Raw genomic sequence first — 11,710 nt, forward strand, 5'->3', positions numbered from 1 at the left:
AATTGAAATCAACACCTACGAGGGCAGCTCTGGCCACCGCTCATCGTCACCGATCGGATCGGCCGCGTCCGGATCGGCCCCGATAATCTCGGCGGCAGCATCAACCGCATCGAAGAAATCCGATCCGTCCCGAATGCGGATCAGCGTGGCCTGTTCCTCGGCGGTCAAGGTTTCGCCAAGCGCTACCTTCGAATTCAGCTTGATGGCGATGTTTGAGTATTTGTCCATCGATCTCTGCAGGCCGAGCGGGCTGACATCTTCAATCAGGCCGTCCGTCCTAGTCTGATTGATATAGCCGACCTTTAGAACCAAAACGTGTTCCACCGCTTCGTGTGGGACAACACGCGGCGGTGGCGTCGGTGCGGTGTATGTGCCATCGTCATTCGCCGTGTACTCGGAAAAAACGTCATCCGGGATTTCCGTCATTGCCGGGTTCGGAGCCATGATGTTGACCGATATGGTTCGTTCTTCGGTCTCTTCAATTTCGATCTTGTCACCGACCAGTTTGCCCGTAATCGGCACATCTATGGTGTGCTGATAGGGCACTTGGATCATAGGACGCTCAATGTGAACCTCCTGGACGACACCTTCATGTATGATCGCGTATTTCATTAGGTTCTCCAATATTTGACGCGCAAATAGACCTCTGTGCCTCGGTTCGCCCGAAAACCATTGTAAGTAACCGCGCTGTTCGAATTGACCTGGATTTCATGCTGTTTGCCGGCGGTCACTGGACCGCCGCCGGACAGGACGACATTGACGTTTGTCGTAGAGTTGTTCGAGTTGGCGTCATGGCTCGTGCTGCGGCCCATTTCCACGCCATCGGTCACGTTAACGAGGCGAAGCTGCGTCTGTGCCGAATTGTGGTTCACAACACCTTCGAACTCCACCCAGCCGTTAAACGCCGGCGTGAAGCGATTGGCCGACAGAGCCAGCACTGTGTTCTGATTTCGAACGATTGTGTTGAGTGTTCGGGTTACCCATGCATTCGCAGTGCCGACAATCTCGCCATTAGTGTTCTGTGGCTTCTGATCTTCCAGGACGGCCATAGGTGCGGCCTGCGCTTGGATGTAGTCATGCAGCCAGCCATAGGTTGCAGTCCAAACATCGCCGGCATTGGTCAATCTAAATCTATGACCAGGGCCACTGCCAGCAGACCCGCCATAACTGATGTCTAAATTCTCATCGACTCCTGGATCAGCGTTGATCCGCCAATCGTAATCGGACTGGCGATTGGCGGAGCTCATGTCGAGATAGCCAAACCCGGAAGGATCAGTGGCTCGCGCTTCGAACCCAGCCCAACTGTTAATGATGGTAATATTGCCGTTGTTTGAAACCAGACCATTACCAAATTGAGCCAAGCCACTTTGCCTGCGTATGATAACTGGCGTGGAAAGATAATTGCCGGCATCATCATAGCGGTTGATGAAGTAGTCGCTGCCCGTATTACTGCCCTCCTCGCTAACTGAACTCGCACCAGACAACCACCTGCGAGACGCGCTGGTTCGAAGCACCATACCTCTCGTTGTTCCGGCAATACCCCTTAAATCTAAATACGCATCCCCACTCGACGTTGAAATCGTGACGTTTTCTGAAAACTCATTCACAATTGGTCGGCTATATCCAACACACTCCCAAACGCCCGCAGCTCTCTCATGAAACATCGCATAGTCGCCGGCCTGCGTGACGATGTTCTCGCCATTCGGCAGAACGAGATTGGCGCCATGCGTCAAGGTAAGCGCGCCGCCGAAGCGGAGCACGATCAGGCTGCCGACGCGCAAGGTATTGATACTGGTGATTGTCGTCGTTCCGGTAACGGTGAATACATTACCGTCACCCGGTATCGTCAAAGCTGCTGCTGAGGCGATGTTCGACCCTGCGAAGAAATTCACTTGGGCTTTGTGGTTGATGGGATGAATGGCGAATAGCGGGATGTCGTTCGAACCATCGTACAGGTTCATGATCCAAGGGGTGCTGGACGTGTCCAGCCACTTCATGCCGGCTTGGATATAAGAAGGCCGAGACGCTCCGCTATGCATTGTTGCCAATGCGTCGAGACTTTCATCCACTTGGACTGCCCAGCCTTCCGGCGTGATAGATCCCTCTGCGGACGTGCGTTGAGCTCCAAAATTTGTTGGTTGTGTCATTGAAGGCTCCCGTAACCGAAGGCATGAGCGTCGAATGTGCGACTGATTGGATTGTTGCTCTGATCGAAGAACGCAACCGTTGCGCCGTTGGCGCTCTTACCCGTTACAGTCCAATAATCACCGGTCTGCATATCCTGCGCGGTGATCTGCAAATCCTTCAGCGCGAAGAAGGGCGGGTTGAACTGGAGCTGATAAGCGCCTGCTCCAGACGGGATATCCTCAAAGGCGATGATCCTGTCTGGCACATCGGCGGTGAATTTCATGGTCGTTACAAGCGGGCTGAGATCGGCGCTTTGAGAACTGAGAAGAAGACGGAACTCGAAGGCGCGCGCAGTGTAGTCACCAACAACGAAATCCTGCCATGCGCTCCAGACCGGCGCACCGTTCGGATCGTCACTTGTCATCCTGATCTGCTGGATCACATTCCACAGCGACGGATCGTTCCCGAAGAAATCATCTGCGGCAAAAAAGTCGGTCCGGTCAAAAAAGTTATCCGAGTATTTGACGCCGCCGGCTACGATATCGGAAGACATGCGAACTGTCATTTCCGCCGTCAAATCGATGCGCTGCCCGAGCTCGTAGACGCCAAAGAGAACACGCACACCGCCGCGAAACATGTCGGCCGGCTCGAAGAAATCAGCCGGTGAAAAGAAGTCTGCATCGTTGGCAAGGACAACCGCGTTGTAGACATGCTCGAAGGCCGTGCCGTTGTGCTGTCCGGAGAAAGGCGGCATTTCGTTAACTGTCTCGACCACGTTGTATTCAGAGATCGGCGTGACGTTGACGATGACGATCGCCGGATTTGCGCTGTAGATATCGTTCCAGGACCGTGCGCGGATCAGGAACGAGCCGCGCAGGTAGGGAATTGTCAGCGCGTTGCCGACGAATTCGGTTCGAAGCGGCGTTGCTGTCGCCCAGGTGGGATTGACGACATCGGATGTGTGGCGGATTTCGTAGTCACGGAAAACCGTATCGATCACCGCGCTCCAGGACAGGATCAGGTTGGTGCCACTGACAATGGCTCGAAATTCGGCTACGTCGGCGGGGGCCTTTGACGGACCGTCGATGTTGATTTCATATTGAGCGCTCCAGGTGGATATCGTGTCGGCGAAAACAGATTTCACCCGGAAGAAGTGCTTTCCACTATCAAGATCGGAAACCACTATCGACGTATCAACAACTTCAACCGGAGTACTCCAGTCACCGGTTTCCGGTTTGTGTTGAACCAGGTAATTTCGGATTCCTGCTGCGGCAGGCGAGACCCAAGACAGGTTCACACTTGCTACGATTGTTCCATCAACAACCTCAAGAACCGGTATTCCCGAAAGATCGCGTGGCGGAAACTGCCGCAAATCGATGGGTTGACTGATATTCGGATTAAAAGCCGGGATCGTGCCTGTATCTGCGTTTTGTATCTCCGGTGCATCGTCAACCAGTTCAAGAGTTGCCGACAGCTTGTCGGCCGGTTTTATGGAGTAAACACGGCATACGATGCTTTCTTTGCCAACCTCACCGTACATCCAAAGATCACCGACGTTTGGCGCAGTCTGTGTAGCGTCGGGCACGAGACTGATCGTGTTCGAAAGCGCTGGTCCCAACGTGGCTATGTTTCGAAGAGAACTACCGCCATCTTGTGTTCGGAAGCGGATCACATAGCTCTTGTCGGCCTCAATCGCGATTTCCGAAGTAAGCGTGACGGTATCGCCATTGACGGCCTTAACACGACCGGAATCGAGACCAACCTTCAACACGTCATGGGTTAACCGGACCCGGCTGCCGCGTGTGCAGGCAAGGTGTTCAAAATCCGTGGTCAGCTCATAGACTTCCCTGCGAAGTTTATGCTGCGCAATGTGATAGCGACCGTGTTTGTAGATCAAATCCCGATCTGTGATGCCGGGAAACTCGACAACCTCGTAGCGTGTTGTATTGGTCTCGTCATAGCCGTCTGCAAAGACCAGCCGTTCATCTTCCTCGTAGGAGTTTTGCGCATCGACGAACCGGATGCGAAGCGCTTGGATCTTGTCCGAATAGCCGCGTGATGACTTGAAGTTCGAAGAGTTGGCCGGTGTGAAATGCTGAACAACGGGCGCCGACGCATCTTCCCAGATCACGGACCATTTGCCATCCAGAAACACGCGGTTGGCCCGACCGGCTGCACAGATATCGGCAAGCGTGTCCCATACCGACGACACGAAATCCCGGTACATGTTGAAGGTGTAGCCGTTGATCCGGCAGAAATCGTGCCAATCCTGAAGCGTATCGAGGTCGATCAGACTGTCCGGAACCGGCCGCTTGTTGGCCGGCCCCTGAAGCACATGCCGGAACAAATCGGCGGGATTGCTGGAGACCTGATTGTCTACCCACGCTGTTCCGTTCCACGACTTGACCAGCTTCTTTGCGACGGCATTGAAGGTTTCAATAGCTCCCGAGAGTTGTGACGAGGCTTTAATCCTCAGCGTCGTCAATGCAAGCGGAGCCGGCGGGTTGACCGGGCTTTCGTTGGTGACTGATCTTATCGCCGTCCAATACAGCGACTCATGCGGGATTGTCTCTGTCAGGTGGTAGTTTTGTGTGCGCTGAATGCGAACATCGTATTTGCCGCGCGGAACATCGAACGAATAGGATTTTCGAATGGCCTTTGTGCGCTGGCCGGCAATGCGTTCGTTGACATGGAGTGTCCAGGGATCGGATGGGAGTGCCGAATTCAGCCGGTACTCGATCCTGATTGTCACGCCATAACCGATATATCGGCCCTTGTTGTCCTTAACGAAGATGCCGTTTGGCGCCTGAACGTCGACAACGATCCTGTCGGTATCGTCCATGGTCGTGCGTACACTCTCGACGAACGGCTCCAGTTCAACATTCAGTTGTTCTTCGATGACCTGATTTGGAAACAGCGAAGGAGGATCGTCCGTCGCGTAACCGACACGGTTCTCAATGGTTACCTCGTCAAACTCATCGAGATCGGTCTCACCGATTTTCAGTTGCTCAAGCTCAATGGGTCCGTAGCCCCAGCAAACCATGATGGTGAAAAACTGATCGTCACCGACGAGTTCTGTAAACGGTGAGGCGGCATAGTTGGGAGCGACGCGATGTGTCCCAAGAAGATCCGGCAGTGCGCCGTATGGGTTGATGCGATTGCGGCCGCCGCCGATCGAATATGTCGCGCTGCCGTCGTCCTGACCCAAACGGGGATTGCCAACGGGAAACAGCGCGTTGAGCAGCAACGAACCCGAGATCGTGATCCCGGCTGTGATCGCGCCTGTTAGCAGGGCACCGGCTGTTGTTCCGATCAGTCCTGGTGCGATGGCACCAAGCAAATACGGCGCGACAACGGAAGCAACGACAGCGATCAGAAGACCGAGTACCTGCCGGAAGAACGGCCCAACGCCCTTTCCGGGTACACATACAAGTTGGGCCGATTCGTTGACGATGGTGCCGGGCCGTTCTTCCAACGGAATGCGGCGTCCGTCGGCGGTCAGTGCGCAATCGCGCCCCGCAGCAAATCGACACTCGATTTCCGCCGCCGTCATGCCAGCCGGAACTGTCTCGATCCGCGGCTTTGCCATCGGATGATCGAGGACGGTCACGCAGATTTCCGAGTTATCGAAAATCTCCGGTGTGACCTCATAGAGCACGATGTTCATTGGATCAGGCGATAGGTTCCGACAATTCGATTGGACATGGCCTGGTCGATCCGTTGCAGGATCGATGGCGCTGCGGCGCTTTCAACGTGCAAGAGGTGTCGGCGTGGAGCGATAATGCCGACGTGGCAAGGCACGCCGCCGCGATTGAGGACCGCGACATCACCCGGCCGGTTTTGTGTGACTTCGGTCCAGTTATGAATGCGCGCGGCAATCGCGCCGCCCGCCTCGCGAGCACCGCAGCCAAAAGCGTAGGCGTCAAGATAGCTGTCGAGTTCAACTCCGAGCTCGTGCTGATAGAACAACCGAACCAGACCCCAGCAATCGAAGCCGGAAAACGTCCGGCCGTGATCGACCCAGTAAACGCCGATGTACCGCTCGAAATTCATCAGGTGAGTCCTGGGAAATAGGCCTTGGTGAAGCTGTCGCCCGGATAGGGTTCGGTGGTCAGGTGATCGATTGTCAAATCGACTGTAAGAGACACCAGAGTGTATTCTGAGTTCGTCATCTTCAGCTGCGGAAAGGAGATTTCCACGACATCAGGGGCCGATGCCAGCACCGCCTCCAGCAACACAATCGCACCCTCCTCGATCGACCGGATCGCGTCGATCAACTCACGTCCGACATTGTCGATCGCAAGGCTGGCTCTCGGGTCGCCCCCGTCAATGTCTTCAGGAAGAAGCACGTCTATTGGCGCGAACAAAAATGTGTTTCCCCGGCTGATGGTTCCGTATTGCAAGGGATTCGTGGACAACCTTTGCGTCGGGTCGGTACTCAGTCGAAGTGGCTCGGTCAGATCGGCGTGTTCGAACGTAAGGAGGAAGGCAACGACTTCACCGGTTTCCTGCGAATACAGCGCAAGCCGGAATTTGTCCGAAAGCGTCCGTCCGCTCACGGCAGCACCTCAAGTCTGAGACGAACAAGCAATTCCAGACCGCCTGTCGGCTCTACAACCGGCAACTCGTCGGCAAAGCGTACAAGCAATGTCGATCCCTCATTGACAGGATCGGGAAAATCGAAAGCTAGCGTACCGTTCAGCAATGTCGTCACGACAAAGGTTTTCAGCGTCGACCACTGCGCGCGGTCGATGAACATGATCCCTTCCATCGGCTCGACATTGTTCGAGGTCAGAGGACGCACCTTTGCCGGACCGATATCGACCGGGGACCGCAAACGGTTTTCGGCAAGACCGAACTGGGCGCCATCGACCTGTAGGCGCTGAGGCAGTGTCGAGGGCCAGGTCGCCATGGTTACCTTCTTGCCACCTGAGTTCGATTGCCGAAAACGTTTCTCAGTGCCTTGTTCGTCTTGCTGCCCTGACTTCCGATCTTGGAAGCGACCAGATTATCGACAAAGACATCGATCTGGATGCCGTCGGCGGTCTGACTTTCCTGCGTCTGCAGCTCCTTGCCTTCGTTGTTCACCAACCGGATCGTGAAATTGTTCATGCCTCGAAACGGGATAACGTTGCCGCCGACGTAACCGCCCTCCTGAAAACCCCGCAATGCGTTTTGATGAAGCGCTTCCAGTGTTCCGACACCGATCGCCTGCGTGGCCTTGGCGCTGAAGACATATTCCTTGGCGTGGACAAGCCCCTTGACCTGATGTGTCGCTCCATCACCAGTGTATCCGCCGGGCTCGAAAAGCCCGACAGCGCCGCCGGCGACCGCTTGCAGTTGCGAACCGCCGAAACCGCTCGACAGCAACTGCGAAACCCAGCCCGCGATTCCGCCGCCGCCACCAATACTGGCCGGTGCGGACGGGAATGAATTCAGAAGATTGCGAATGCCACTGTTCAGTGAACGGGTAAGTCCCTGGCTTTCGTTCGCGAATTCGACGGCGGTTTGCGAAAGCGATTTCGCACCGCCTGCCAACTGTGAAGTCAGACCGGACGCGCCAGTCCTGAGATCGCCAAGAGACGAACCGGTGCTGTCGACCGACCCTGAAAACTGTTGCAGCGCCTGTTCCGCTGCACGAAGACGGCCCACATAATTGTGCATGGCTTCGGGATTGCTGAACGAGAACCCCAAAGGCCGTTCAAAACCGCCGAATGCATTGACGGCCTGCCGAACGTTGCCGCTTGAAGACAGGTTCTGAAACGCACGGTTTTCCGTGGTCATCAGTTCATGCCAGGCAAACTCCAGCTGTCGTTGGACGTTTCCAAGGTTCTGACGACCGCCAAGGAAGCGAAATAGATTTGGACTGCGGTCATTGTGCTGGAACAACCCAAAGGCGTTTCCGCTATCGCCGACGGCGAGCGGATTGAAGGCACTCTCGGCCTTCATGTGACCGAGTATGCCGGCGACCTGATGATCGGCAAGGCCCTTGCCGGAAAAGAAGTTCCATGCCTGTTGTGCTACCGCGTTGACGGTTTGTGACAATGGCGCCGCTGCTGGTGTATGTGCAGCATTTGACCGTGATGATCCCGCATTCACCAAACCGGACAGGAGACCATCAAGGCCACCGCGATTTGCACCGGCACCGCCGACAAGGCCGTCGAGCATATTGTCTATGGCCATGTCGAACAAGCGGTCGGCAATACGCGACAACGCATTTACTGCGGCATCGCCGAACGCCTGCCAGAGTGTCTTTCCTTCCCTCAGTCCTCCGAGCAGATCAGTAAAGAAGCCCTTGAAGGTCGAACGTGTGAAGTCGATGGCCTCCCGCGACCGTTCGAGCGATAGAGACGCAGCCGCATATGCCTGCGCCTGCTGCTTTATCTGGGCGGTCTCCGCGGCGGTCAGTGTCTGTCCGCTTCGAGCAGCAGAAGCGAGAATCTGCTTTTCCTTCAGGAAGGCCGTGGCCTCAAGCTTGGTCATGCCCAAGGCTTTTTCCTGATCCCTGAGTGCGTCGGTTTCCGCGCGGAGCCGATCAAGTGCGGATTGCCGGTTTGTCAGCCCTTTGAGTATGTCATCAATACCCTTGGACCTGTTTCCTTCCGATGATGACGAAAGACCGGCGCCACCGGTATCCGTTGCCTGAAGCGGCTGAAGACGTGTCGTCCTGTTTGGATCGTCCAGCAACGCAATATCGCGGTCGACACGGTTGCGAATCTCGTTGATCCGAAGTTCATAGGCCAGCCGCGCTTTTGCCAGGTCCAGCTGTACCTGTGCGACTGCGCCCGCGAATGGATTATCCATCTGTCCGGTGTCACTTGAGAAAAAGTCAATTCTCTCAAATCCCGCACCGAGCGCATTCATGCCATCGATGGCAGCGTTGACGGCGCCGATGATCGTGTTCACCGCCGACACGACCTGGCTCGACATGAAATTGACGGCCGAAATCACACCATCGGCGATGCCGGCCGCAAGCCCATTGAACGCCGTCGAAACCGTATCCTTGGTAAGAAGGAATGCCGCTTCAAAGGCTCTGATATCTGCAACGGCAAGGATCATCTGTCGCTCGAAAGCGATAGACAGTCGTTCAAGTGCCGGTACGACTGTCGGAAGCAGATCAGTTCCGAATTTTGTAATCGATTCCCTCATGCGCGATACAGCCGCATCGAAGCGGAACGAAAGAGAATCCGTGACCACCTTCAATGCTTCGTCGGTTGCACCGGCCTTGTTTTCCATCTCTGCCAGATTATCGATCAGCACCTGTGACGCGCCGCCCGAGAACGCCATTGCGGCGTTCAGTGCCTCGACATCGCTGAAAATCTTCGCCAACGCTTCTTTCGAGCCACCCGTCTTGCCGACGATTTCGGCAAGGAACCCTTGCAGACCTTTCGCGCGGAGCGCGGCTGTGTTGAACTCGATACCGAGCGAGCTGGTAAGGTCGATCGCCTGTTGGGTGGGCCTTGTAATGGCGACAAGAACGCCGCGAATTCCAGTAATGGCCTGAGACGTCGATTGACCCTGCGTGGTCAGGGCGGCTGTTGCTGCCAGAAGTTCATCAAACCGAACCTCGAGCGAAGCGGCAATCGGGATAACTGCGCCGAGACCGGTTGCCAGTTCCGGTACTGTGGTCTTTCCAAGCCGCACCGCCGTAAACAGCGCATCGCTCGCCTCAGCCGCACCCAACCCCTGAACGCGGTAAGCATTTGTAGCCGTGGTCAGGATATCGACTGCTGTGACAGTGTCCGTAACGCCTGCCTTGGCAAGCCGCGTTGATTCACGAACGAACTCGCTCGCCTGTTTAGCAGTGCCTACGCCGGCCGAGATCGCTTGATAGTAGGCTCTGACGTTCTCGGTCGAATTTCCACCGAACTCGATAGCCAGACGTCGCGCCGAATCCCGGAGATTGTCCAGATTGTCCCGTGCATTCGTGGACAGAGTGCCGACTTCGGTCAGCGCCCGATTGAGCTGTATTCCCGACCGAAACGCCAACACAGTCGCAGCGGTTGCGAAGGCGGTGACAGCTGCCGTAACGCGAGCCACGCCACGCTCGAGCGATTGAGCGGATCGAGCAGCACGTTCGTTGGAACGACTGAACCCGTCAACTGCTCGACCTGATCGCCTAGCCGCACGACCGAATTGATCGAGTGCCGTGCGGCCAGTGCGACCGAATCTGTTGACGCGGCGTTCGGTTGCAACAGCCTCGCGGCCGATATCCTTGAACTCGCGTTTGACGACATCGGCGCCCGACTTCGCGCCGGACGGATCAACGACGATGGCAAGGCGCTTTTCCGTCATTGTCCGTTCTTTCTGGCGTGAAGTTCGCGATAGGCACCGTCAACGCCGAGCACGATCTCCATCAGATCGACACGAGCGCTTGCATCGCGAAGATCCCAGAGATCGCAATAGGCCTTGATTTCGCTGATTGAGATCGGTTGTGGTTTCTCTATTGTCTTTTCCGCGCCGACGATGACGTCGACGCGGCGCGTAACCGAAAGTGCCATAAAGGCCTTCCAGTAGAACGTCAGTTCGGGTGCGTGTTCGACCTTGTTGCGAAGGGCAGGGGGATCGAACGTTGGATCCTCGTCAACCTTGTCACGAAGGAAGGTTTCGTATGGCCCCCAGGTTACTTGCCACTCGAGGGCTTCGATGAGTTTTTTGTTGCGTTCTCGTTTCCGCTGCCGACGAAGTTCTTTTTGTCGGTTGCGTCTGCGACAACGTCATCGAACAGGGGTTCGCATTGCGTGAACAGTGCGATGACATTCTCGCGATTGCATGGCGCTTCAGTACCGTCCTCGAATTCAAAGCCCCTCCAGCCAACGATGACATGATCCGCGTATAGTTCTGCATGCAACTGCAGGCGTTCATCTGCGGGAATCTCGTTGTTTTCGATCTGTTTTTGAATGGGCTTGAGGACAGTGGCTTCTGCGGACAGATATTCCCTGTTCTGGCCGCCAGCCTGCTTCATGGTTATTGTCCGGCCCGGTCCGTAGGAACGGGTAATCTGATCACGAACATAGGTGTAGGCACCCATGCCCGCAAAACGCGGCTTGGTCATCATAATCTCCTGTAGCGGGTAGGTGCGGGAGGTCCGGCCCGCTCCCGGTCCTCCCGCGATCTGCGCAGAATTATCGAGCGGGTTTTTCGATCAGGCCCTTCTCGCGAAGCTTGGCCTCATCGATCCAGTCGGAGGGCACCGGAATCTCGACGCCTTCCTGAAACTTGGTCTCGACACCGCCGGGATAACCGGTGAAGTCCTTTTTGGGGATGATCTTCGTCTTGCTCTTCGACATTATGCGACAGCCCTCGTGATCTTGATCACCGCCGCTTCAGTTGCATCGTAAATCGACGTGTAATCGAATTGGGCGAGAACATCGGTGTCATTCCCGCCGGCCAGAATCCTCGGATTCTTCAGTTTGATGGCCGGCAACAGAAAAGTGTATTTCTTGTTTGCGTCCGCACCGACGGTCCACTGCAAGGCCAATGAGGTGCGTGCCGGAATGGTATTGTAGGCCTCGAAATTGCTGAAATATGCTGTCAGCGCCCCTACGGTGACCATTCTGCCAGAACCGACGCCGGCAAGCGC

Annotated in this window: 10 protein-coding genes and 1 pseudogene; all 11 read right to left on the reverse strand. The window is 55.8% G+C overall.

The genetic code is table 11. From position 1 onward, the window contains the following. Window positions 1–15: 15 nt before the first annotated feature. Complete coding sequence (locus tag AC5E6N_RS06510) at window positions 16–612, reverse strand: hypothetical protein (RefSeq protein WP_491747057.1); 597 nt, start codon at window positions 610–612, stop codon at window positions 16–18. Next, window positions 612–2,147 (reverse strand): hypothetical protein, encoded by a 1,536-nt coding sequence (locus AC5E6N_RS06515; RefSeq protein ID WP_491747058.1) that lies wholly within the window; start codon window positions 2,145–2,147, stop codon window positions 612–614. Before AC5E6N_RS06515 ends, AC5E6N_RS06510 begins: the two co-directional genes overlap by 1 nt. Next, entirely contained in the window at window positions 2,144–5,737 is a 3,594-nt protein-coding gene (locus AC5E6N_RS06520) for a TipJ family phage tail tip protein (RefSeq protein WP_491747059.1), read from the reverse strand. Before AC5E6N_RS06520 ends, AC5E6N_RS06515 begins: the two co-directional genes overlap by 4 nt. A 53-nt stretch (window positions 5,738–5,790) precedes the next feature. Next, complete coding sequence (locus AC5E6N_RS06525; RefSeq protein ID WP_491747060.1) at window positions 5,791–6,180, reverse strand: NlpC/P60 family protein; 390 nt, start codon at window positions 6,178–6,180, stop codon at window positions 5,791–5,793. Further along, window positions 6,180–6,686: a DUF1833 family protein gene (locus tag AC5E6N_RS06530; RefSeq protein ID WP_491747061.1), complete on the reverse strand. Its 507-nt coding sequence runs from the start codon at window positions 6,684–6,686 to the stop codon at window positions 6,180–6,182. The genes AC5E6N_RS06525 and AC5E6N_RS06530 overlap by 1 nt, the downstream gene beginning before the upstream one ends. Continuing rightward, window positions 6,683–7,039: a hypothetical protein gene (locus AC5E6N_RS06535; protein WP_491747062.1), complete on the reverse strand. Its 357-nt coding sequence runs from the start codon at window positions 7,037–7,039 to the stop codon at window positions 6,683–6,685. The genes AC5E6N_RS06530 and AC5E6N_RS06535 overlap by 4 nt, the downstream gene beginning before the upstream one ends. Before the next feature lie 2 nt (window positions 7,040–7,041). Beyond that, a complete protein-coding gene (locus AC5E6N_RS06540) occupies window positions 7,042–10,422 on the reverse strand; it encodes a phage tail tape measure protein (protein WP_491747063.1) in 3,381 nt (1,126 codons plus the stop codon). After that, a complete protein-coding gene (locus AC5E6N_RS06545; protein ID WP_491747066.1) occupies window positions 10,419–10,775 on the reverse strand; it encodes a phage tail assembly chaperone in 357 nt (118 codons plus the stop codon). Before AC5E6N_RS06545 ends, AC5E6N_RS06540 begins: the two co-directional genes overlap by 4 nt. Continuing rightward, on the reverse strand, window positions 10,751–11,182 hold the full coding sequence (locus tag AC5E6N_RS06550) for a phage-derived protein YdaY family protein (RefSeq protein ID WP_491747064.1): 432 nt from the start codon (window positions 11,180–11,182) through the stop codon (window positions 10,751–10,753). Before AC5E6N_RS06550 ends, AC5E6N_RS06545 begins: the two co-directional genes overlap by 25 nt. Before the next feature lie 70 nt (window positions 11,183–11,252). Next, the gene (locus AC5E6N_RS06555) at window positions 11,253–11,417 is read right to left on the reverse strand and encodes a hypothetical protein (RefSeq protein ID WP_491747065.1); all 165 of its coding nucleotides are present in this window, start codon (window positions 11,415–11,417) and stop codon (window positions 11,253–11,255) included. Then, window positions 11,417–11,710, reverse strand: a pseudogene (locus AC5E6N_RS06560) (phage tail tube protein); the annotation flags it as partial. The gene AC5E6N_RS06555 and the pseudogene AC5E6N_RS06560, both read right to left, overlap by 1 nt.

Source organism: Hoeflea sp. (assembly GCF_984452065.1).

Bases quoted from the DNA above. Each gene is read 5' to 3' on its own strand.
- AC5E6N_RS06510 (WP_491747057.1), bottom strand. From the start codon at position 612: ATGAAATACGCGATCATACATGAAGGTGTCGTCCAGGAGGTTCACATT.
- AC5E6N_RS06555 (WP_491747065.1), bottom strand. From the start codon at position 11,417: ATGTCGAAGAGCAAGACGAAGATCATCCCCAAAAAGGACTTCACCGGT.
- AC5E6N_RS06525 (WP_491747060.1), bottom strand. From the start codon at position 6,180: ATGAATTTCGAGCGGTACATCGGCGTTTACTGGGTCGATCACGGCCGG.
- AC5E6N_RS06540 (WP_491747063.1), bottom strand. From the start codon at position 10,422: ATGACGGAAAAGCGCCTTGCCATCGTCGTTGATCCGTCCGGCGCGAAG.
- AC5E6N_RS06515 (WP_491747058.1), bottom strand. From the start codon at position 2,147: ATGACACAACCAACAAATTTTGGAGCTCAACGCACGTCCGCAGAGGGA.
- AC5E6N_RS06535 (WP_491747062.1), bottom strand. From the start codon at position 7,039: ATGGCGACCTGGCCCTCGACACTGCCTCAGCGCCTACAGGTCGATGGC.
- AC5E6N_RS06550 (WP_491747064.1), bottom strand. From the start codon at position 11,182: ATGACCAAGCCGCGTTTTGCGGGCATGGGTGCCTACACCTATGTTCGT.